The following is a 21,534-nucleotide window of genomic DNA, read 5'->3' as shown; positions in this document are numbered from 1 at the left end:
GCACCCCGACGAGACCACCGACCAGCAGGCCCTGCTGGAACGCGAGATCGCCCTTGAGCAGCTCCATGTCGACCGTGTCCATGCCCAGTTGGAGGTGGCCACCGCGTCGGCCAAACAGGTGCAGGCGGAGGGGCAGAGCAAGTTCGTCACCGACCGCGGCAACTGGATGCGCGAGGAGGACGGCACCGCCCTGTTCGAGCGTGACGCCTTCGCCTTCCAGGCCGCCAAGCGGCTGGCAGTCCTCGACGCGGAGCACGAGGGCCTGGTCTTCGGCCGCCTCGACCTGCGCGAGGAGGAGCACCGCTACATCGGCCGGATCGGCGTGCGTGACGACGACTACGAACCGCTGGTGATCGACTGGCGTGCACCGGCCGCGGAGCCCTTTTACCGGGCCACGGCGAACAATCCGATGGACGTGATCCGTCGCCGGGTGCTGCGTTGCCGCAATGACAAGGTGATCGGCATCGAGGACGACCTGCTGGACGACTCGGTGCACACCGACCTGCCCGTGATCGGCGAGGGTGCGCTGATGGCGGCGCTGAGCCGTGCCCGCGGGCACCAGATGAAGGACATCGTCGCGACGATCCAGGCGCAGCAGGACGAGGCGATCCGCGCCCCTTACCAGGGCATGACCGTGATTGCCGGCGGGCCGGGCACCGGCAAGACCGTCGTCGCCCTGCACCGCGCCGCCTATCTGCTGTACTCCAACCGCAAGCGGCTGGAGAAGGGCGGGGTGCTGGTGGTGGGCCCCTCGACGGTCTTCATGAACTACATCGAGCGGGTGCTGCCCAGTCTGGGCGAGGACTCCGTGACGCTGAAGTCGATCGGGTCGGTGGCCAGCGACGTGCTGCGCACCGCCGTCGACCGGGTGGACGGTGCCGAAGCGGCGACCCTGAAGGGCTCCCTGCGGATGCTGCCCTTGCTCAAGCGGCTGGTGGCCTCCCCGATGGTGGAGTACGACGAGGCGCTGCAGGTGAGGGTGAGCGTCAAGGGCGAGGTGCTTACGCTGAAGGCGGACAAGCTGCGCCGGATGCGCTCCGAGCTGCTGGCCACGCACCGCAACAACAAGTCCCGCGAGGTGGCCGAGCAGGCCGTCGTGAACTCCCTGTGGAGCCGCTTCCCCGCCGACGAGCACGACATCGACCGGGACCAGTTCGAGGAGCTGGTGACCAGCCAGGCCTCCTTCCAGATGGCGATGAACGCGTGGTGGCCAAAACTGTCGGCACCGCGGGTGCTGGCGCGCTGCGCGGATGCCGAGCTGCTGGGCCGGGTGGCCGGTGACCTGCTCGACGAGCGCGAGCGCCGGGTGCTCGCCGACAGCTTCGCGACCACCGTCGGCGGCGACGAGGACGACGAGCGCTCCGCTGGGTGGTCCGTCGCCGACATTGCCCTGCTCGACGAGCTGGTGAGCATCATCGGGCCCTCCCCACGCTCCGAGGAGCGGGAGGAATCGCTGTTCATCGAGGGCGGCGAGGCCGTGCAGGAGCTGGTGACCACGGCGGACATCCTGCGCGACGAGCGCGACGAGAGCCTGGACGACGAGCCGCACAACACCTTCGCGCACGTGCTGGTGGACGAGGCGCAGGACATCACGCCGATGCAGTGGCGGATGCTGCGCCGACGGGGTCCGCAGGCGTCGTGGACGCTGGTGGGTGACCCGGCACAGTCGTCGTGGCCGGTGCCGGCCGAGACGGAGCAGGTGATGAAGGAACTGATCGGTTCCGCGCCACACCGCACCTTCCGGCTGACGAAGAACTACCGCTCCCCCGCCGAGGTCTTCGACTTGGCGGCGAAGGTGATCACCCCCGTCTTCCCCGAGGCCGACCTGCCGGAGGCAGTGCGCTCCACCGGAAACCAGCCGGTGCTGGCGGTGACGGACCGCGACGGATTGATGGATGCGCTCGGCGAGCAGGTGGCCACATTGGCCGAGCAGGTGGACGGGACGATCGGCATCATCGTGCCGCCGAACCTGATGCGCCAGGTGCGCCGCAATGCGTCGCAGCAGCAGCAGATCGTCGCGAACCTGGAACGGTGCGTGGTGGTGACACCGCTGGAGAGCAAGGGCCTGGAGTATGACGGCGTCCTGGTGGTCAGCCCCGACGACATCGTCGAGCAGACGCCGGGCCGCGAGCGCGTGCTCTACGTCGCCCTCACCCGCCCGACGCAGCGCCTGACCATCCTGGACGTCGACGGGAAGCCGGGAGCCTGGCGCCGGGCGCTGTGAGCCGCCGGATCCGGTTGAAGACCTTCCAGTCGCTGGAGCGGGTGCGGGAGCTGGGGCCGGTGACGCCTTGGTGGGCAGTTGGGCCCATGTCCCACGTGGGTGGGAATCCGGCTACTGCGCCATGGTGAACGAGATGGCGCGACGCGGGATCTCCTGTGCTGGAAGGCCGCCTGTGTGGGCGTGGGCCGGGCCGGTGAGCTTGGGCGACGCATGTGGTCTGCTCGGAGAGGAGGATCTGGCGCGGGGTTTTGCCACGGTCACCTTCACCGCCCCTCGCCAGCTGGTGCTGCTCAGCAACTACTCCCCGTGGTGCGATGCGTTGGTCGGCGGTGCGTGGCCTACCGGCCGGGACTGCTTCCCATCACGCCGCGCGAAACGTGTCCTCCAGGCCACCCTCCTCGGAAATAGCCTCCCGGACTACCTCACTTCTACTCTGAAGCGACATGAATTCAAAGGGATTTTCGAAACTCTTCTCGGTGATTCAATCCCCACGGTGCTTTGCTTTCGACCGTTCCACCCGCTTGGCCCGACGTTGGGCTGCAGCATCGATCCGGTCCTGCTTGCGCTCAACGGCAGCGGCACGACCACGAGCCTCCTGGTCTGCCTTCAGGGCCGCTTGGGCCGCAGTGCTCGCCCGTGGCTCGCGGGCCACTCGCGCTGCCGCGCGGATCGCCCGTTTGGGGTTCATGCGTCGCACCGGGTCCACACTCCCCGCGAGCACCGGGGCCGCCACGGCCAGCCGCCGAAGCGGACCTGATGACACCGGATTCTCCACTCACGGGAGCGACGGACACCTGTCGGCGTCGCCCGGACTTCCCACCGGACTGTGCGTTTCGCGCGCCAGGAACTGACCGAGCCAGCCTGACCTCACCAGCGACGTTCGAGCAGCATCGCGAAGATCTCCCGCGTCGCCAGCGATCGGTTCTGGGTGAAGAACTGCAGGCCGGGAGCGCCACCGCGCAACAGGGTGACGGCAATCTCGCTGGCAATCCGGGAGCCGATCTCCCGCACCCGGGCCGGGTCCCCGTCGGCCTCACCGAGGCGCAACTTGACCTGCTCCGGCACGGGAGCGCCGGACAGTTCCTCGAAGAACTTCACCTGCTTCAGGCTGGTGACGGGCTGCAGGCCGGGAATGATCGGGATCGGGCAGCCCAGCATCCGCACGCGCTGCACCAGGTCGAAATAGGCGTCCGGGTTGAAGAACAACTGCGTGATGGCGAACTCGGCGCCGGCCTCGTACTTGTCCACCAGGATCCGGGCGTCCAGGTCCGCATCGCGCCGCTCCGGGTGCACGTCGGGGAAGGCGGCCACGCCGACGCAGAAGTCCCCCCGCCCCTTGACCAGCCGCACCAGCTCCGTGGCATTCGCCAGTCCCTCGGGGTGCTTCTCCCACGGCACGGTGGGCCCACCTGGCATGTCTCCGCGGATCGCCAGCACGTGCCGCACCCCCACCTCGGCATAGGCGTCGATCACGCCCTCCAGCTGCTGCCGGCTCTGTGAGGAGCAGGTCAGGTGGCCAATCACGGGAATGGTCGACGTCGCGGCGATCTGGCGGGTCGTCTCGACAGTGCGCTCACGATTCGTGCCGGCCGCCCCATAGGTGACCGAGACGAAGTCCGGCTTCAAGGGTTCCAGCCGCTCCACGGCCGACAGGGTGCGGGCGTATTCCGCCTCCTCGCGAGGGGGCAGGAACTCGAATCCGAACAGCGGACGCTGTGCGATGGCAAGCAGGTCAGCGATGGTGGGGGCGTCCTGGGGCATGCTTCCCACCCTAGCCATTCGTGCACCGACGACCGGACAAGTAGGCTCGCATCGTGGTCAACAGCACGCCTGCCTTCGCCCCCGCCGATCCGCTCGGCACGAACTTCCGTGACGCCGTCCAGACGGCCATCACGGACTTCCTCGATGCCCGCCGCGCCGAGGTCTCGGCCATCGGCCCGGAACTCGACCTCCCGCTGGACTTGGCGAACGTCTTCACCGGCGGCGGCAAGCGCATTCGCCCCGCCTTCTGCTACTGGGGACGCGTGGCGGCCGGCGGTGCACCGGACGACGTCGAGTCCCTGGTGCGGGCCGCGGCCAGCCTCGACCTGCTGCACGTCAGCGCCCTGATGCACGACGACGTGATGGACGCCTCCGACACCCGGCGAGGAGTTCCGGCCGCCCACATGCAGTTCGAAGAACTGCACCGGCAGCGCGGCGGCCGCGGCAATGCCGAGGCCTTCGGCCGGGCCGGCGCCATCCTGCTGGGAGATCTGCTGCTGGTGTGGAGCGAGCAGATGCTCGCCAATGCCGGCATCCCCGCGGACCGCCTGACCCCCAGCCGACCCCTGATCGAGGCCATGCGCACGGAGGTCACCTGCGGTCAGTTCCTCGACGTGATCGCCCAGTCCGCCCCCGCCACGGCAGACCTGGACGAGGCGCTGGTCACGGCCAACCGCGTCGTGGAGTACAAGACCAACCGCTACACGGTGCAGCGCCCGCTGCAGTTCGGGGCCGCGCTGGGCGGCGCGGACCAAGATTTGATGGACCAGCTGGCGGTCTTCGCCTCCCCCATCGGGCGCGCCTTCCAGTTCCGTGACGACCTGCTGGGCATCTTCGGCGACGAACAGCTGACCGGCAAGCCCGCCGGGGATGACCTGCGAGAGGGCAAGCGCACCGTCCTGGTGGCGCACGCCCTGGCCCAAGCACCCGCGGACCAGGCCGCGGAGCTCGACGCCATGCTGGGCGATGCCGGCCTGGGACTCGAGCAGGTGGAACGTGGCCGCCAGATCATCACCGCCAGCGGCGCGAAGGAGGCCGTCGAGCAGACCATCGACGAGGCCTTCGAGACGGCCATGGCTGCACTCGCGAAGGCTCGGGTCACCGACGAGGGCCGCACTGCCCTGGCCGCACTGGCCGAGGCCTGCGTGCGTCGGGCCTACTAGAGCGCTGCATTCCCGTCGCGACTGATCGGGCCGTGCAGGACGACGAAGTTCTCGTCGGCATCCGCGGCCCGTTCCAGCACGGCACGAAGCGCCGCCCAGGCACCGGGCTCCGCGAAGGCCATCCGCTGCCAGCCCACCAGCACCAGCGTCGTCGGCTCCGTGAGCGCGGCCAGGTGATCGGTCAGCTCGTCGAGCCCCGCGGATCCCTCGAACCCGACGGCCCCGCCGACCCGCGCGAGGCTCTCGACCAAGTCCTCCGAAAGTTCCGCGACGACCCGCTTCTCCGGGACGTCGACGGGGGTGAAGGGGTGGCTCATCAGAGCGCGCCGTCGTTCTTGAAATGCGCCGTGCCGCTGCCGAAGGCGCCGATCGTGTAGGACTCCATCTCCGGGCGGTCGTCCCAGGTCTGCTGCAGCACCTGCTTGAACTGCGCGACGATGGCCTGGGGGTCATCGGAGCCCGTGACGGCACCGGAGACGGCCACCCGCACGGCACCCGCGCCGATGACCTGCTCCAGATTGGCCAGGGTGATGCCCCCGACGGCGAACCATGGGGTGGCATCGCGGTCGCTGACGACCTCCTGGCGGGCGGCCTCCCGCACCAGGTCCAGCCCGGGGAAGTCGATGCCGTCGCGGGAGGCGCCGAAGACGGGACCCACGAAGAGGTAGTCGGCCTGGGCACTGGCCAGTTGACTGGCCGAGTGCACCGAACGGCCCACCAGGGAGTGCTCGGGCAGGGCCGAACGCGCCTCCAGGATCGGCTCGTCCGCGGCGCCCAGGTGCAGCACGTCGGCCTCGAAGTCCTTGGCGACGGCCAGGTCATGCCCCACCACGACGGTGGCATTGACCTGGAGGGCGGCGCTCTGGGCAATCTCCAGGGCGTGCTTGAGCTGCTCGGGCGTGGCGTCGGCGTCACGCACCTGCAGCATGTCGACGCCACCGCGCATGACCTCGACGACGAAGTCCCGGAAGTCGCCCTGACTGGCGCGGACGTCGGTGATCAGGTGCAGCTTGGCTGTCTTGAGCCGGCTGGTCAGTCCCATGAGTGCAGTCACCCCACCAGAATAGGGCGCGCGGCGCGTCTCCGCTTTGGTCTGTGGGGCGCCTACACTTCATCCTGACGGGCCTTCGGCCCCGAAGGGCTGACACGGCCTTCCTTCCCCGACCGTGTTTGGAGCTGTTGTGACCACGACGAGCATGAGCGACCCCTTGGTCGGCCGCGTGCTGGATGGTCGCTACGAGATCTTGTCAAAGTTGGCTCGTGGCGGCATGGCCACGGTCTACCGTGCCCAGGATCGCCGGCTCACGCGCACCGTCGCGGTCAAGGTGATGCACGACGGGCTGGGCGACGACGCCGAGTTCGCCCGCAAGTTCGACCGCGAGGCCCGCTCCGCCGCAACCCTCAGCAATCCCCATGTGGTCAGCGTCTTCGACCAGGGCGCGGACCACGGCCGGCCCTACATCGTGATGGAATTCGTCACCGGATGCACCCTGCGCCACGTGATCACCCGCGAGTCCCCGCTGCCGCCACTACGTGCCCTCGACGTGATGGAGGACATGGCCAGCGCCCTGGCCAGTGCTCACGAGGCCGGGTTGGTCCACCGCGACGTGAAGCCGGAGAACGTGCTGCTCAGCGACCGCGGCCAGATCAAGGTGGGTGACTTCGGGCTCGCCCGCGCGGTCAGCTCCCAGACCGCGACCGCGACGCAGGGCCTGCTGATCGGCACCGTCAGCTACCTGCCGCCGGAACTGGTCACGACCGGCCGTGCCGACACCCGTTCCGACGTGTACTCCGCCGGCGTGGTGCTCTTCGAGATGCTGACGGGCAAGAAGCCACACCAGGGCGAGACGCCCATCCAGGTGGCCTACAGCCATGTGCACAACGACATCCCCGCCCCGTCGACGCTGCTGTCCGGCAATGACCCGCGCTCGATGGACTCACGGCGGATCATCCCGCCCTATCTCGACGCCCTGGTGCTGGCCTGTACCAGGCGCGAACCCGACGAGCGCCCGCACGACGGGCGTGAGCTGCTGCAGCTGGTGCGCACCGCCCGCAAGGCGCTGGGGCACGGGATCCTCGATGATCCGGCACTGACCGCGCAAATGGGCGCCTCGATGAATGCCGTCGACGACCCGCCCACCGTTACCCTGCCGCCGGCACCGGTGTCGCCGGCCCCGGTCTCGCCCCCGGAACCGCTGGGCTCCAATCCGTACAGCCCGATGACGCCCCCGCCTCCGCCAGCTCCGGCTCCGGCGCAGGACCGGACCCCCCTCGTGCACGTCCCGCGCGGTTCCTCGGTGGACCCCGCCGTCGAACGCCGTCGTCGCGCGGCCCGGCGTCGACGTGGGCTGTTGGCGCTGTTGCTCGTCCTGGCGCTCACCATCGCGGCCGGGGTGGGTTCCTGGTGGTTCACCAGCGGCCGCTACGAGGCCGCGCCGTCGCTGGCCAACCAGACGCAGACCCAGGCCGTCGCGCTGGCCAAGGCGCAGGGACTGGCACTGGAGGTGGAGCAGAGCTACTCCGAGACCGTGCCCAAGGGTGTCGTGATCCGCACCGAACCGGATGCGGGTGGGCGTGTACTGAAAGACACGTCAATGACCGCCTGGGTCTCCCGCGGGCCCGAACGCCACGCGATGCCGTCGGTGGTGGGGATGAACCTGGACCAGGCGCGCACTGCCATCGAGGGAGCCGCACTGGCCGTCGGCCAGGTCTCCGAGGACCATTCGGAGAGCGTGCCGCAGGGCATCATCGCCACGGTCAGCCAGGCCAAGGGCGCCCAGTTGCGTCGTGGCGCCAGCATCAACCTGGTGGTCAGCAAGGGTCCACAGCCGATTGCCATCGGCGACCAGACCGGCAAGAAGGCGGACCGGGCACGCAGCAAGCTGCAGGAGGCCGGCTTCACGGTCAAGGTCGTCGAGCAGAACTCCGACGACGTCGACAAGGGCGAGGTCATCTCCCAGACGCCGAATGGTGGCGACGGCAAGCGCGGCGACAGCATCACGCTGACCGTCTCCAAGGGACCGGTCATGGTGACGGTCCCCCAGGTGGGCGGCAAGCACGAGGCGGAGGCGACCGCCGCACTGAGCGCGGCCGGCTTCAAGACCCAGGTGATGCATGCCACGCCCGACTGGCTGCGTGAGGACAGGGTGAAGGCCGCCGCTCCCCTCGAGGGCCAGAAGGCCAAGCAGGGTTCGACGGTCACCATCTGGGTGATCTGAGGATCACACCGTCCAGGGCTGCTGGTCGCGGTGGTCCTCGATGACCGCGGGGCCCAGGTTGCTGATCTGCTCGTGCAGCAGGGCCCAACCACGCTCATTGACCAGTCCGTCGTGGATCATGAAAGCTCGCGGTGCCTCCACATCGCGCACGAAGTCGACGGTCTCCTTCATCGCGGCCCACGGCCCCATGACGGGAACGGCGACGAGGTCGATCCCCGCGGGGGCGGTGGCCAGCGAGTCGCCGGGATGGAAGAGCGTCGGCTCCCCCTCGCTCTCCAGCACCAGCCCCACATTGCCGATCAGCGGAATGTCGCGGTGGATCACGGCGTGGGTGCCGCCGACGGCGGAGACCTTCAGCCCGCCCAGGGAGACGGAGCTGTCCGCGTTGAGGCCCTCGCCGCGGCCCTTGAGGTCGACGGCATCAATGACGCCGGGCTCTACGAGGACTCTGGCCTGCGGATTGGCCGCCACCAGGGCAGGCAGGTGCTCGGGATCCGCGTGGTCCGGGTGCAGGTGGGTGACCAGGATTGCATCCAGGTCCGTCAGGCCGTGCCAGGCGTCGGAGAAGGCGCCGGGGTCGATCAGAACCCGCTGTTGCGCGGTCTCGGCGAGCAGGGCGGAGTGTCCAAGCTGGGTGATCTGCATGTGCCCCAGTCTTGCTCGCCATGCCCGAGCTGTCGAGGTCAGCTGGGGGCAGCCACGCGGGCGGCGAAATCGGCCACTACCCGCGTGAGTTCGGCCAGCACCTCCAGCTCGCGACGCCAGTCGTCGCACTGCCAGCCGTGGCCCGGTCCGGCAATCAGGTGCACCGGGAGCTTGGTGTGTGCTGCAGTGTGGGCGTCCCAGGCACGGTCTTCGGTGCCTGCCACGAGCAATGCCGGAGCACTGGCGGCTCGCAGTGCCTCGACGCACGTGTGCTCATCGAGCAAGGGCGTGGTCCAGACCGCTGGAATCCGATTGGTGGCGGCCCAGCCGGCGGCGCGAGTGCCCACGGACTTGGCCAGAACCAGGTCGGGCAGCCCGTGCCGGTCCACGAAGGCGGCGATTGCCTCGTCCACCAGTTCCTGGGCCTGTTCGGTGGCGATGCCGGGGCCCACCGTCCAGCGGGCCACATGGGCATTCCACCCGTCGAGGGTCAGTGCCCTGAGTGGCAGTGCCAGCCCGGGAAGCTGTGCCGGATAACGCGCCCCCGGCAGCACCAGGACCGTGGGGGCGCTGGCGTCGGCCAGGTTGCCAGGCCAGGGGTCCACGCCGTGCAACACGTTTTCATCCATGGAGCACAGCCTCGCAGGTGGCGCAGCGCTTGTCAGCCGTCGGCCAGCAGGGAACCCAGCATCTGGCCGGCGCGACGGCAGTCGTCGAGGCTCACGTCCAGGTGGGTGACCGCCCGGACCAGATGGGCACCGACGGCCGACAGGGCGACACCCTGGCCGGCGGCCGCGGCCACGACCTCACCCGCGGGCCGCTCCCCAGTCTTCACGACGACGATGTTGGTGGGAACCTTCTCCGGCCCCACCGATCCCGGCGCGGCCAGCCCCACGGCCTCGGCGAAGGCCCTTGCCGCGGCGTGGTCCTCGGCCAGCCGCTCCACGTGGTGGTCCAGGGCATGCAGTCCTGCCGCCGCCAGCAACCCGGCCTGACGCCAACCGCCACCCAGGCGCTTGCGCTGCACCCGGGCGCGCGCCATGTCCTCGGCGGATCCCACCAGCACGGAACCGACCGGGGCGCCCAGCCCCTTGGACAGGCAGACGCTCACCGAATCGAAGCAGGCGCCGTAGTCGGCAAGTGATGTTCCGGTGGCGACGTGGGCATTCCACAGCCGTGCCCCGTCGAGGTGGGTCTTCAGGCCGGCGTCGAGGGCCAGTGAGCGGATCTCGCGCAGGGTCTTGGCGGAATGGATGGTCCCGCCACCGAAGTTGTGGGTGTTCTCGATCTCGATCGCGGCGGTGCGCACCAGGAAGGGACCGTTGTCCGGCGCGATGGCCTCAGCCACCGTCGCCGCGTCCACGATCCCGTCGGAGGTGGTCCAGGTGCGCGTCGTGATGCCGTGCAGTTGGGCGTGCGCGCCCATCTCCGCCCGCACGATGTGTGCCTGCGCATCGCACAGGACCTCGGCACCGGCGGGCACGTGCAGCCAGATGCCCAGCAGGTTCGCCATGGAGCCAGTGGGCGTGAACAGCCCTGCCTCGTGCCCCAGCAGGCTGGCGACCCGCGCCTCCAGCTCGGCGATCGTCGGGTCCTCGCCGTAGACGTCGTCGCCCACCGGCGCCTCCATCATGGCGCGCCGCATCGCCTCGGTGGGCTTCGTGACGGTGTCCGAACGCAGGTCGATCACAGGAAGAGCCTTCCTCAGAAGTCGAGGTGACGGAACTCGTCGATCAGGGTGGGACGCTTGATCCGGCCATCGCTCAGGCGCTCGGCCACCATGAAGGCCAGTTCCAGGGACTGGTTGCGGTTCAGCCGCGGGTCGCAGGTGGTCTCGTAGCGATTGGCCAAGTCCGCCTCGCCCAGCTGGAAGGCGCCGCCGACGCATTCGGTGACGTCATCACCGGTCAGCTCGATGTGCACGCCACCGGGCCAGGTGCCCAGCTCGTCGTGCACGTCGAAGAAGCCGTTGAGCTCCTCCACCACGTCGGAGTAGGAGCGGGTCTTGTAGCCGTTGGCGGCCTCGAAGGTGTTGCCGTGCATCGGATCACAGACCCAGACCACCTTGCGGCCCGAGGCTTCGATGCCCTTGACCAGCGGCGGCAGCTTCTCCCGCACATTGGCCGCACCCATCCGGGTGATGAAAGTGATCCGGCCGGGAATCCGGTCCGGGTCCAGGGCGTCGGCGAGCGCGATCGCGTCCTCGGGAGTGCTGGTGGGGCCCAGCTTGATGCCGATCGGGTTCTGCACGCTGGCCAGCAGCTTCACGTGCGCACCGTCCAGCTGGCGGGTGCGCTCCCCGATCCACACCATGTGGCCCGAGGTGTCGTAGGGCAGCTGGGAGCGCGAGTCGATCCGGGTCATGGCGTGCTCGTAGTCCAGCAGCAGGGCCTCGTGGCTGGCGTAGAAGTCCACCTCGGACAGGGTCTGGTCGCTGACGCCGCAGGTCACCATGAAGGCCAGTGCCCGCTCGATCTCGTCAGCCAGCGCCTCGTAGCGGTTCTCCACATTGGAATTGCGCACGAAGTCGGCATTCCAGCTGTGGATGCTGCGCAGGTCCGCGAAGCCGCCCTTGACGAAGGCGCGCACCAGGTTCAGCGTGGCCGACGAGGCGTTGTAGATCCGCAGCAGTCGCTCGGGGTCGTGCCGGCGGGCCTCGGGAGTGAAGTCGAAACCATTGACGGCGTCGCCGCGGTAGGCGGGCAGACTGACGCCGCCACGGGTCTCGAGGTCCTTGCTGCGCGGCTTGGCGTACTGGCCGGCGATGCGGCCCACCTTCACCACCGGCACCTGCCCCGCGTAGGTCATCACCACGGCCATGCTGAGCAGCACGCGCAGCTTGCCCTTGACGTTGTCGCCCGTCACGGTGTCGAAGGTCTCGGCGCAGTCGCCGCCCTGGAGCAGGAAGGCGCGTCCCTGGGCCACCTCGGCCAGTTTCTCGCGCAGTTCGTCACACTCCCCGGCGAAGACCAGCGGAGGGAGGTGACGCAGCTGGTCCGTGACGCGCTCCACCTCGGCGGGATCGTCATAGGTGGGCTGCTGCACCTTCGGGAGGGCGTGCAGTTCTTCCAGCGTGGGGACGGAATCGGCCATGGGCACCACCTTAGCCATGGCCGGCGACGGTGCCGTGCGACGTCCACGGCTGCCGGTTCACGCGTCGGGGTCTTCTCCGAAGCCCTGCTCGATGGCATACAGGGTCAGCTCGACGCGGTTGTGCAGCTGGAGCTTGCGCAGCACGTTCTGCACGTGGTTCTGCACGGTGCGGTGACTGACGAACAGTTCGTCGGCGATCTCCCGGTAGGCCATCCCCTTGGCGACGCGACGCAGCACGTCGATCTCCCGGGAGGTCAGCTGGGGGCTGGCCTCGTTGTGTTGCTGGGCCACGGTCGCCATCCGTCGGAACTCCCCCAGCACCAGCCCGGCCAGCCCGGGGGTGAAGACGGCATCGCCCTGCGCGGTGCGGCGCACACCCTCCACCAGCTCGGCGCGGGAGGCCGACTTGACCAGGTATCCCTTGGCCCCGGCCTTGACGGCACGCAGCACGTCGTCGCGCTCACCGGAGGCGGAGACCACCAGGACCTGGGTGTCCGGGAACTCGCGCAGCAGCACCTGGATGCAGGTGGCGCCGTCGGGCTCGGGAATCCGCAGGTCCATCACGATCACCTCGGGACGGGTGGCGCGGGCGCGACGGAGGCACTCGTCGCCATTGTGGGCGACGGCGACGATCTCGAAGCTGTCCGCCACCAGGTCCTCGCTCAGCGCGTCGATCCACATCGGGTGGTCGTCAACCAGCATCACTCGACGCCTGCACGTCATCCTCGCTCCTCCATCGGGATCCTGAACTCCCACTCGACGCCCCGTCCGGGCTGGGACCGGGCCACGGCCACACCACCGATGTCCCCGATCCGCCCCATGATCGAGTCGTGGATGCCCATCCGGCCCATGGTGGAGGCCAGCTCCACCTGGTCCCGGGACATCCCGACGCCATTGTCCCGTACGGAGACGATCAGTTCATCCCCGTCATCCTCCAGCAGGATCCACGCCTGTGCTTCCGGCCCGGCATGCTTGGTGACATTGAGCAGCACCTCACTGACCGCGGCATCCAGCTCCGCCGCCCGGGCGGCCTCCATCGGCGCCTCACCGGCCATCACCGACACCGTCACCCGGTCCCCCGCATGGGCCTCCAGCATGGAGGCGACGTCCGTGGTGCTCACCTGTGGCATCTTGCCCGGCAGGTCCACCGCACGGTCCTGCAGCAGCCGCCGCAGCATGCCCTCCTGCTGGCGGGCCACCTGCGCGAGGTGCCGCCCCTTGGGGCCCAGTTCTGGCCCTTCGCGCTCCACCATCGCCAGCACCTGCAGGGCACCGTCGTGGACGATCCGGTTGAGCCGGTCCCGCTCGGCCAGCGCCGCCAGACGGGCATGGTGCGCGTCCCGGTCCGCCATCGAGTCCCGCATCGTGTCGACGATGCAGCCCAGGCCCCAGGCGCACACACCCAGCGTGAGCACCGCCGACCAGACGCGCTCGTCGGGCCGCGGCTCCTGCACGAACTTCACCGCCGAGATCAGGGCGGCGCAGGTCAGTCCCCACCACTTGCCACGCCAGACCGCCACAACCATCGGGGAGGCCGCCAACCAGAAGACCGGTGCGGGCAGATAGGAGTCCACCAGTGCCGGCCGCCCCAGCACCCAGCGCGAGGTACCCACCAGGACCATCGTGATCAAGAAGTCCGCCAACATCACCACAGTGGTGCGCGAGGCCTGCCGAGCCTGCAGGTGACCCACCACCGGCGTCCAGGCGAGCATCATGGCACACACCACCACCAACGCCCGCGGATGTGCCACCTCGTCGAGGCGCAGGGCGTTGACCACCAGGGCGTGCGCCAGCAGCAGCCAGCGCAAGCGGTTGGTGATGGAGTACACCGGGTGCAGCAGGTCGGTGTCGTCGCGGTGGGAGACGGTCATGGGCGGCTCACAGCTGGTCGTGCAGCAGGGGGTCCTTCGGACCCCGGTGCCCCTGGCTGCCGTCGGCGGGAAGCCGCGTGGCCCGCACCCGGCGCTGGACCGCATCGGCCTCGGCGGCTCGACGTGCGTGCTCGTGGGCGGCCAGCGCGGCCTGGGCCTGGATCCGAGCCAGTTCGGCGGTCTCCGCCTGGCGGTCCGCGATGCGCTGCTGTGTGCGTGCCAGTTCCTCGGCCTTGCGGGCCCGCACCTGGGCGCGCACCGCCTCCCGGCTGCTGCGCCGCTGCTCACCGAGCTGTGCCCGTCGCTGCGAGCTGTCGACGTCCATGTAGACCTGTCCGGACAGCTCCAGCAGGGCGCTGGTCACCGCGTCGGTGATGCACTGGCGGGCGAACTCGTCATCGGCGGGAAGAAAACGCCCCAGGTCCACCGCGGGCCCCACGGCCAGCCGAGGGCCGACGGTGCGTCCCAGGACCCCACCCTCGTCGACGCTCGCCACCGGGAGGACCGGGGCGCCGGTCTCGGCGACGATGCGAGCCAGCAACGGCTGGCCCCGGTAGAGCCGTCCGTCCGGGGATCGACGTCCTTCCAGGAAGATCCCCACCATCTCGCCGCGCGCCAGCAGCTCCGCGGCCCGCCTGATCAGGGCCGCCTCGGGATCATCCGTCCGGGCCTCGCTCCTGCCCCAGACGCGTCGCACGGCATCCACCGGAGAGCTGGTCAGGAAACGCACCCGCCGCCCCGCAAGTGTGAAACGGAGCCGGTCCAGCGGAGCGACATGGTTGAAGGCGACGATGACCCCGCCGTCGGCCGGCACGTGCTCCTCGCCGTCGACCAGCACGCTCACGGCCTGCGCGGCCCGCCCCCATGCCTGCCGGGTCCGGTCCAGCACGGCCCGGGCCGGGGCATTCTCGTCGGGCTGGAACACGTCTGCGTCCTGGGTCCTGGTTTCCACCCCTACAGGCTAGGCCAGTCATCGCCGGACACCCCGCAGGACGCTCGGCATAGGCTGGGGTGCGTGACGCGCGATGAGGACTCCGATGACACCAGGGCCCGCTTCAAATCCATCATGGATGCCGAGTTCGGTGAGCCGGAGCCCTTCAACCTCACCGAGGCCATGGACCGGGCCGAGCCCGACGAACCGGACGAGCCCTTCGTGCCGCCCCGGCCACCCGTGCCGGTCCCCACCGGGGTGTGGCTGGCATGCAGCATCCTGCTCGGCTTCGGGGTGGTGACCGGCCTGGCCGCGCTCTTCGGCGCGCCGGTACGTCGATTGGGACTGGGCCCTTGGGCGGTGACCGCCTTTGTGGCGGGGCTGGTCCTGCTGCTCGCCAACCTTCCCAGGCACCGCGACGAGGACGGCGACGGAGCCCGGGTCTGAGCCGGGCTCAGACGCGCGGCGGGACCTCGACCATCAGCTCGCGGAGCCGGCGCAGGCGTCCCTTGCGGCGACGACGAGGCCAGAATCCGCGGGCCACACCGGGCGGCTCGACCATGGAATGCCGCGCCAGGTCAGCCGCTCCCACCAGCCCGGCATCATTGCGGAATTCGGCCAGCACCAGTTGGGCCGGCGGACGGAAACCGCGGCCGGTCAGGGTCCGGTCGAAGGCCTGCTGTGCCGGCGTCAACAACAGGTCACCGGCGGCCGAGACACCGCCACCGATCACGAAGAGGTCCGGGTCCAGTGCCGCGGCCAGGTTGGCGATGCCCTTGCCGAGCCAGAAGCCCACGTCGCTGATCAGCTCGATGGCGATCTGGTCTCCCTCCATGGCGGCGGCGGTCACGTCGGGCCCCACGAGGGCGTCGATGTCCCCGCCGATCCGGTCCAGCAGTCCCCTGACCTGGGGCGAGTTCTCCCGCAGCAGGGCCTTGGCGTCGCGCACCAGCGAATTGCCCGACGCGTACTGCTCCCAGCACCCGCGGTTTCCGCAGGGGCACCAATGTCCTTCCGGGACGACGCCCATGTGGCCGAACTCCCCGGCCATGCCGTAACGGCCACGGAAGAGCCGGCCATTGATCACCACGGCACCGCCGATGCCCGTGCCCAGGGTGAGGCAGACCATCACGCTGGCATTGCGGCCGGCACCGTAGCGGTACTCGGCCCAGGCGGCGGCATTGGCGTCATTGTCGACGATCACGGGCAGGTCGATGCGCTGGTTCAGCCGCGCCTTGAGCGGCTCATTGCGCCAGGCCAGGTGGGGCGAGAAGCGCACTATCGCCTGGTCGGTGTCCACCCAGCCCGCGGCACCGATGCCGACGGCACCGACGTCATGGCTGGCGGCCAGCTCCTCGACCACCTCGACGATGGCGTCCTCGACGGCCTCCGGGCTGCGTGAGGGCGTCGGGCGTTGCAGCCGCCGCAGGACATTGCCCTCGTCGTCGACCACACCGGCGGCCACCTTCGTGCCGCCGATGTCGATCCCGATGCTGAGCATCAGCCCACCCGCCGGGCGCCCGCCACGGGCATCGAGTCCACCGGGGAGACCTTCACCCCGGTGCGCGGGTTCGAGGCGTGCACGATCATGCCCTTGCCGATGTACATGCCGACGTGGCTGATTCCGGAGTAGTAGAAGACCAGGTCACCGGGCTGCAGGCCACTGGTGGCCACGGAGCTCCCGGCGCCGAACTGGGCCTGCGAGGTGCGCGGCAGCGAGACGCCCGCATTGCCCCAGGCACGCAGCATGAGGCCGGAACAGTCATAGGCTCCCGGCCCCGTGGCCCCCATCACATAGGATTTGCCCACCTGTGCGAGGGCGAAGGAGACCGCATCGGAGGCGCGTCCGCTGCCGGCCGCCGCAGCGGCCGTGTCATCGGCTTCCGACGTGGGGGTCTCGGACGAGCTGGGCGAGGCACCGGGCGTCGGTGAGGCGCTGGGGGGCGCTGAGGCACTCGCACTGGCACTGGCGGCCTCCGCCTGGCGGGCCGCTTCGATGGCCTCCCGAGCCTTCGCCTGTCGCTCCTGCTCCTGCTTGCGCTCGAGTTCGGCCAGCCGCTCCTTCTCCTCCGCGGTGAGGCGGTCGAGGACCTGTTGCGCCTCGGCCTCCTTCTTTCGGTACTCGGCGGCGACCTTGGCCTGTTCCGCCTTGTCCTTGGCAATGCGCTGGCGGGCCTGCGCGGCCTCCTGCTGGGTGACGGCCAGGTCCGCCTGGGCGAGCTGGAGTGTCTGCACCCGGTCGTTGGCGCGATCGGTGACGGTCTGGATGGTGGACAGCTGGTTGAGGAAGTCGGCCTCGTCGTCGCTGGTCAGCAGCGTGGTCGTCATGTCGACACCGCTGGTCTGGTAGCGCAGCATGGCGAACTGGCCCAGGTGCTTGCTCAGCTCCCCCACCTTGGCGCGCTGGCCGTCGAGGTCCTTGGTTGCCTCGCCCAGCGCCGTGGAGGCATCGTCGAGCTGGGACTGCAGCTGGATGTAGCGGGCGTCGATGGCCGAACTCTCGGCCTCGATCTTCTGCAGGGCCTCCTGGGCCTTGGCCACGGCGTCCGGATCCGCCTGGGCTCGCGGCGCAACGGTCAACTGCGAGGTGGCCAGGACTCCCGCCACAGCCATCGCGCCGACTGCTCGCCTGAAGGTGCCCACCATCTGTCTCCCATCGCCGCCGCCCCACACCGGGACAGCCAGTCGAATTCTATTCGCGGCACAGGGCCCCACCAAACGGGCGGCGAAGTCTTCAGCACACCCGCCACGGTCCTCGCGCGAAAACTGTCAGAGGAGGTGTCTAGCGTCTGGTGCCATGACCGACGCCGCCTATCGAGCCAGCCAGCCGAGCTTCGAGGACCTGGGGACTCCCCTGCCCGAGGTGACCTTCGTCGTCGTGGACCTGGAGACCACCGGCAGCGGAGCGGACAGTGCCATCACGGAGATCGGCGCCGTGAAGGTCCGGGGCGGGCGGATCCTCGGCGAGTTCCAGACGCTGGTGAATCCGGGCGGTCACATCCCCGCCATGGTGGCAGTGCTGACCGGCATCACGGACTCCATGGTGCTGCACCAGCCCCGGATCGGTCAGGTCCTGCCGAGCTTCCTGGAGTTCAGCCGCGGCAGTGTGCTGGTGGCACACAATGCCGGCTTCGACATCGGCTTCCTCAAGCGCGCGTGCGTGGACCACGACGTCGACTGGCCGGGCAACGCCGTGGTCGACACCGTCGCCCTGGCCCGGCAGGTGCTGCTGCGCGACGAGGTCCCCAACTGCAAGCTGGGGACGCTCGCGGCCCACTTCCGCGCGGCCACGACCCCGGACCACCGCGCCCTGTCCGATGCCCGCGCCACGGTCGACGTGCTGCATGGCCTGCTGGAGCGGATCGGCAACCTGGGCGTCGACAGCCTGGAGGACCTGCTGGAGTTCACCCGTCGTGTCTCGCCACAGCGGCGAGCCAAGCGGGTCTGGGCCCAGGACCTGCCCACCTCACCCGGCGTCTACTGCTTCTACGCGGACCACATGCACGACGACGGCACCACCCGTCGCGAGGTGCTCTACGTGGGCAAGAGCAAGAACATCCGCACCCGGGTGCGCACCTACTTCACCGCCAGCGAGAAGCGAGGCCGGATGGAGGAGATGGTGCGGGTGGCCACCGGGGTCGAGGCCCACGTCTGCGCCACGCCGCTGGAGGCGGAGGTCCGCGAGCTGCGGCTGATCCGCTCCCACGCACCGCGCTACAACCGTCGTTCCCGCAATCAGGACCGCCTGCTGTGGGTCAAGCTCACCCAGGAGGCCTTCCCTCGGCTGTCGGTGGTGCGTGCCGTGGCCGACGACGGCTGCCAGTACTGGGGTCCCTTCCGCAATCGGCAGGCCGCTGACGAGGCCATGCTGGCGCTCTACGACGCCTTCCCGATCCGTCAGTGCACCAAGCGCCTCTCGGCTCGCAAGCCCTCCCAGGCCTGTGCCCTGGCGGAGATGTCACGGTGCACGGCACCCTGCCAACTGGGCGAGGCGGCCCAGGCATATCCGGAGCTGGTGGAGCAGGTCCGCCAGGCCCTCACCCATGACGTGCGGCCCGTGCTGGGCCGGGTGGGTCGGCGGATGGGTCGCCTGGTCACGCAGGAGCGTTTCGAGGAGGCGGCGGTCCTGTCCACTCGTCTGGAGGGCTACACCCGCGCCACCGTGCGGGGCCAGCGGTTGGGTTCGGTGGCCCGTTGCCCGCAGATCGTGGCGGCCCTGCGTGCAGACGACGGAGGGTGGATGATCCACGTGATCCGGTACGGTCGGCTGGCCGCGGCGGCGCACAGCGCCCCCGGCGAGGTGCCGCAGCGCATCGCCCGCGAGACGGTCGCCCTGGCCGAGACGGTGGTGCCCACGCGGCCCGGGATGCCGGCGGCCACCATCGAGGAGTGCGAACTCCTCGCTTCCTGGCTGGAGACGCCCGGCGTGCGGCTGATGGAGGTGGATGGCGAGTGGAGCTGGCCGATCCACGTCGGGATCAGCCTGTCACAGACCCAGGGAGAAGGCGGCGTCCAGGTCGTGTGAGCTGAAGGTGCGGAAGGCGATGTGCGTCTCGGTCTCGGTCACGCCGGGAACCTTGTTGAGGTGGTCCGCGATCACCTCTGCAACGGCATCGGTGTCGCGCACCCGGACCATGACGATCAGGTCGATGGTTCCGGTGACGGAGTAGACCTCGCTGACCCCGTCGAGTGCGGCGATCTGCTGGGCAACCTCGGGAATGCGGGCGACATCGGCCTTGACGAAGACAATGGCGGTGATCATGCCCTGAATCCTAGTGCGACGGCCCCTGGCGCGACGATGCCGCCACCCCGGAGGGGATGGCGGCGTCGTCACGGTGCAGGCCGAGGATCAGGCAATCTCGACGGACTCGATCACGACGGGCTCGACCGGGCGGTCCATCCGTCCGGTGGGAGCCTGGGCAATCTCGTCGACGACCTTCTGGCTGGCCGCGTCCTTGACCTCTCCGAAGATGGTGTGGCGACGGTTCAGGTGCGGGGTCGGCGCGACGGTGATGAAGAACTGCGAGCCATTGGTGCCGGGTCCGGCATTGGCCATGGCCAGCAGGTAGGGCTTGTTGAAGACCAGCTCCGGGTGGAACTCGTCGGCGAACTGGTAGCCCGGGCCGCCGGTGCCGGTGCCCAGGGGGCAGCCGCCCTGGATCATGAAGCCGTCGATGACGCGGTGGAAGCCCAGTCCGTCGTAGAACTTGCCGGTGGTCTTCTCGCCGGTCTTCGGATCGATGTACTCCTTGGAACCGTCGGCCAGACCGACGAAGTTCTCCACGGTCTTGGGTGCCTGGTCGGCGAACAGCTCGATGACGATGTCGCCGTGGTTGGTGTGCAGCGTTGCAGTGGATGCCACTGGGTGTCCTCTCGTTGCCGGGCCCGTGCGGGCCGTCGTCCACGAGACTATCCGGTCTCCCAGCGCGTTCACGGCAGGATGCTGTTCGCTGTTGGTGGAGCCATGGCCCCATGCCTGTTGTGACGGACATCGGTTGGATAGCGTGGAGAGGTGCTCGATCACGAGCTCACCATCGAACATCGGAGGAAACGTGACCCGCAGGAATGACGTGCGTGACGCCGCCGCAGAGACCACTCACACGGCCGCCGAACGCGGAGCCGCCATCCTGGAGCAGGTGCTCGAGGCGCTGAACCCGCTGATCGCCACTGCGTCCGAGAAGGCCGAGAGCACTCGCAAGCAGATGGCCCCGCTCGCCGAGCAGGCTGCTGTCGCCCGCGAGAGGCTGACCGAGCAGGCCAAGCAGACCGCGGCCACGAAGGTGGCGCCCAAGGTGGCCCCGCTGGCCGCGACGGCCGCCGTCGGCGCCCACAAGACCAAGGAGCAGCTGCAGCCCCACTTCGACACGGTGGCGGAGAAGGTGCAGCCCGCCGCGGAGCAGGCCCGCCAGAAGGTCCAGGAGGACCTGGTGCCGCAGCTGGTCGACCTGCTCCACCAGGCCGAGAACCACCCCGCGGTCAGTGAGGCCAGCAAGCGCAGCCAGGCCGCCGCCGCGGCCCTGCGTGGTGACCTGGCCCTGCCGGAGAAGAAGAAGCGCAGCGTCGGCGGCACCGTCGCAAAGGTTGCGGCTGCCGGCACCCTGATGGCCGCCGCTGCCGTCGCGGTGCGCCAGTTCCTGGCCAGCAAGGACGATGCCTGGACCGCCCACCAGCCCAGCGCCGCCTACCGCAATGAAGAGCCCTCCGACGACGCGGCCGCCGGCTCCTGGGTCAATGTCGAGGAGCAGGGCTCCGACGAGGTGCTGGACCGCGCCGAGACCGAGCAGGGCCAGGATGTGGCTGTCCAGTCCGACGTCGTCTCCGACCCCGACCCGCAGGAGCAGATGAGCGCCGAGGGTGGCCCCGTGGGGCAGGCCGAGACGGTGGCCGAGGACCTCGCGGTGCTCAACACCTACGGGGAGGGTTCCTATGTGGGCGAGGAGCCCCCGTCGGACTACACCATCAAGGGCAATGAGCGCTCGATGAAGTTCCACACCGATGACTCCGCCGGCTATGAGCGGACCATCGCCGATGTGTGGTTCAACTCGGTTGAGGCCGCCGAGAAGGCCGGCTTCACCCGCGCCCAGCGCTGACCGCACATCCGCAGCACCGCACCGGAAGGGCCCGCCCC

Annotated in this window: 21 protein-coding genes and 1 pseudogene; 7 read left to right on the top strand and 15 right to left on the bottom strand. The window is 69.6% G+C overall.

Going from position 1 to position 21,534, the window contains the following annotated elements; translation table 11 throughout:
- Positions 1-34: 34 nt before the first annotated feature.
- Positions 35-2,224 carry a HelD family protein gene (locus tag EDD41_RS14110; protein ID WP_123577131.1) on the top strand — a complete coding sequence of 730 codons (2,190 nt, stop codon included), beginning with the start codon at positions 35-37 and terminating at the stop codon, positions 2,222-2,224.
- Positions 2,225-2,705: 481 nt separating this feature from the next.
- On the opposite strand, the gene EDD41_RS14105 is transcribed toward EDD41_RS14110, so the two are convergent.
- Both EDD41_RS14105 and EDD41_RS14100 read right to left on the bottom strand, forming a co-directional pair.
- Positions 2,706-2,912 (bottom strand): DUF2992 family protein, encoded by a 207-nt coding sequence (locus EDD41_RS14105; protein WP_123577129.1) that lies wholly within the window; start codon positions 2,910-2,912, stop codon positions 2,706-2,708.
- A 179-nt stretch (positions 2,913-3,091) separates the two neighbouring features.
- Positions 3,092-3,985 carry a methylenetetrahydrofolate reductase gene (locus tag EDD41_RS14100; RefSeq protein ID WP_094766135.1) on the bottom strand — a complete coding sequence of 298 codons (894 nt, stop codon included), beginning with the start codon at positions 3,983-3,985 and terminating at the stop codon, positions 3,092-3,094.
- A gap of 53 nt (positions 3,986-4,038) precedes the next feature.
- On the opposite strand from EDD41_RS14100, the gene EDD41_RS14095 reads away from it, so the two are divergent.
- Positions 4,039-5,148 (top strand): polyprenyl synthetase family protein, encoded by a 1,110-nt coding sequence (locus EDD41_RS14095; RefSeq protein WP_094766136.1) that lies wholly within the window; start codon positions 4,039-4,041, stop codon positions 5,146-5,148.
- Here the strand turns inward: EDD41_RS14095 and EDD41_RS14090 are convergent.
- Together EDD41_RS14090 and EDD41_RS14085 are read right to left on the bottom strand one after the other, a co-directional pair.
- Positions 5,145-5,465 (bottom strand): barstar family protein, encoded by a 321-nt coding sequence (locus EDD41_RS14090; RefSeq protein WP_123576339.1) that lies wholly within the window; start codon positions 5,463-5,465, stop codon positions 5,145-5,147. The two genes, EDD41_RS14095 and EDD41_RS14090, sit on opposite strands and share 4 nt — an antisense overlap.
- Positions 5,465-6,202: a thiamine phosphate synthase gene (locus EDD41_RS14085; protein WP_148060581.1), complete on the bottom strand. Its 738-nt coding sequence runs from the start codon at positions 6,200-6,202 to the stop codon at positions 5,465-5,467. The genes EDD41_RS14090 and EDD41_RS14085 overlap by 1 nt, the downstream gene beginning before the upstream one ends.
- A gap of 142 nt (positions 6,203-6,344) precedes the next feature.
- Between EDD41_RS14085 and pknB the strand changes: the two are divergent.
- Positions 6,345-8,153 (top strand): annotated as a pseudogene (pknB, locus tag EDD41_RS14080) (Stk1 family PASTA domain-containing Ser/Thr kinase); the annotation flags it as partial.
- 21 nt (positions 8,154-8,174) lie between these two features.
- Positions 8,175-8,366, top strand: coding sequence for a PASTA domain-containing protein (locus tag EDD41_RS18230; protein ID WP_425454359.1), 192 nt, complete (start codon positions 8,175-8,177; stop codon positions 8,364-8,366).
- Between the two features lie 3 nt (positions 8,367-8,369).
- Here the strand turns inward: EDD41_RS18230 and EDD41_RS14075 are convergent, their stop codons facing one another.
- From EDD41_RS14075 to EDD41_RS14045, 7 genes are read right to left on the bottom strand one after another with little or no spacing between them, the layout of a single operon-like run.
- Complete coding sequence (locus EDD41_RS14075) at positions 8,370-9,011, bottom strand: MBL fold metallo-hydrolase (protein WP_123576336.1); 642 nt, start codon at positions 9,009-9,011, stop codon at positions 8,370-8,372.
- A gap of 38 nt (positions 9,012-9,049) precedes the next feature.
- Positions 9,050-9,640: a hypothetical protein gene (locus EDD41_RS14070; protein ID WP_148060579.1), complete on the bottom strand. Its 591-nt coding sequence runs from the start codon at positions 9,638-9,640 to the stop codon at positions 9,050-9,052.
- Positions 9,641-9,672: 32 nt separating this feature from the next.
- Entirely contained in the window at positions 9,673-10,701 is a 1,029-nt protein-coding gene (locus EDD41_RS14065) for a threonine aldolase family protein (protein WP_123576334.1), read from the bottom strand.
- A 14-nt stretch (positions 10,702-10,715) separates the two neighbouring features.
- Positions 10,716-12,104 (bottom strand): class II 3-deoxy-7-phosphoheptulonate synthase, encoded by a 1,389-nt coding sequence (locus EDD41_RS14060; protein ID WP_123576333.1) that lies wholly within the window; start codon positions 12,102-12,104, stop codon positions 10,716-10,718.
- Between the two features lie 57 nt (positions 12,105-12,161).
- The gene (locus EDD41_RS14055; protein WP_123576332.1) at positions 12,162-12,806 is read right to left on the bottom strand and encodes a response regulator; all 645 of its coding nucleotides are present in this window, start codon (positions 12,804-12,806) and stop codon (positions 12,162-12,164) included.
- 17 nt (positions 12,807-12,823) lie between these two features.
- Entirely contained in the window at positions 12,824-13,975 is a 1,152-nt protein-coding gene (gene macS / locus EDD41_RS14050; protein WP_123576331.1) for a MacS family sensor histidine kinase, read from the bottom strand.
- A gap of 7 nt (positions 13,976-13,982) precedes the next feature.
- Positions 13,983-14,927 (bottom strand): lysophospholipid acyltransferase family protein, encoded by a 945-nt coding sequence (locus EDD41_RS14045; protein ID WP_123576330.1) that lies wholly within the window; start codon positions 14,925-14,927, stop codon positions 13,983-13,985.
- Positions 14,928-14,990: 63 nt separating this feature from the next.
- Between EDD41_RS14045 and EDD41_RS14040 the strand changes: the two genes are divergently transcribed.
- Positions 14,991-15,353, top strand: a complete 363-nt coding sequence (locus tag EDD41_RS14040) for a hypothetical protein (protein WP_123576329.1) — start codon at positions 14,991-14,993, stop codon at positions 15,351-15,353.
- 7 nt (positions 15,354-15,360) lie between these two features.
- Here EDD41_RS14040 and EDD41_RS14035 read toward each other — a convergent pair whose 3' ends face one another.
- Together EDD41_RS14035 and EDD41_RS14030 are read right to left on the bottom strand one after the other, a co-directional pair.
- The gene (locus EDD41_RS14035; protein WP_094766148.1) at positions 15,361-16,407 is read right to left on the bottom strand and encodes an ROK family glucokinase; all 1,047 of its coding nucleotides are present in this window, start codon (positions 16,405-16,407) and stop codon (positions 15,361-15,363) included.
- On the bottom strand, positions 16,407-17,552 hold the full coding sequence (locus EDD41_RS14030; RefSeq protein WP_123576328.1) for a C40 family peptidase: 1,146 nt from the start codon (positions 17,550-17,552) through the stop codon (positions 16,407-16,409). Before EDD41_RS14030 ends, EDD41_RS14035 begins: the two co-directional genes overlap by 1 nt.
- A gap of 151 nt (positions 17,553-17,703) precedes the next feature.
- Here EDD41_RS14030 and EDD41_RS14025 point away from each other — a divergent pair, with 151 nt between their 5' ends.
- A complete protein-coding gene (locus EDD41_RS14025; protein ID WP_123576327.1) occupies positions 17,704-19,431 on the top strand; it encodes a DEDD exonuclease domain-containing protein in 1,728 nt (575 codons plus the stop codon).
- On the opposite strand, the gene EDD41_RS14020 is transcribed toward EDD41_RS14025, so the two are convergent.
- Together EDD41_RS14020 and EDD41_RS14015 are read right to left on the bottom strand one after the other, a co-directional pair.
- Positions 19,393-19,668, bottom strand: a complete 276-nt coding sequence (locus tag EDD41_RS14020) for an Lrp/AsnC family transcriptional regulator (protein WP_123576326.1) — start codon at positions 19,666-19,668, stop codon at positions 19,393-19,395. The two genes, EDD41_RS14025 and EDD41_RS14020, sit on opposite strands and share 39 nt — an antisense overlap.
- Positions 19,669-19,755: 87 nt before the next feature.
- Positions 19,756-20,268 carry a peptidylprolyl isomerase gene (locus tag EDD41_RS14015; protein WP_094766152.1) on the bottom strand — a complete coding sequence of 171 codons (513 nt, stop codon included), beginning with the start codon at positions 20,266-20,268 and terminating at the stop codon, positions 19,756-19,758.
- A 190-nt stretch (positions 20,269-20,458) separates the two neighbouring features.
- On the opposite strand from EDD41_RS14015, the gene EDD41_RS14010 reads away from it, so the two are divergent.
- Complete coding sequence (locus EDD41_RS14010; protein ID WP_123576325.1) at positions 20,459-21,496, top strand: sunset domain-containing protein; 1,038 nt, start codon at positions 20,459-20,461, stop codon at positions 21,494-21,496.
- The last annotated feature ends 38 nt before the right edge of the window (positions 21,497-21,534 follow it).

The sequence above is a fragment of the Luteococcus japonicus genome (genome assembly GCF_003752415.1).
Lineage (GTDB): Bacteria > Actinomycetota > Actinomycetes > Propionibacteriales > Propionibacteriaceae > Luteococcus > Luteococcus japonicus.
The sequence above is the reverse complement of the archived record's forward strand: the minus strand, read 5'-3'. Positions and strand labels throughout refer to the sequence as shown.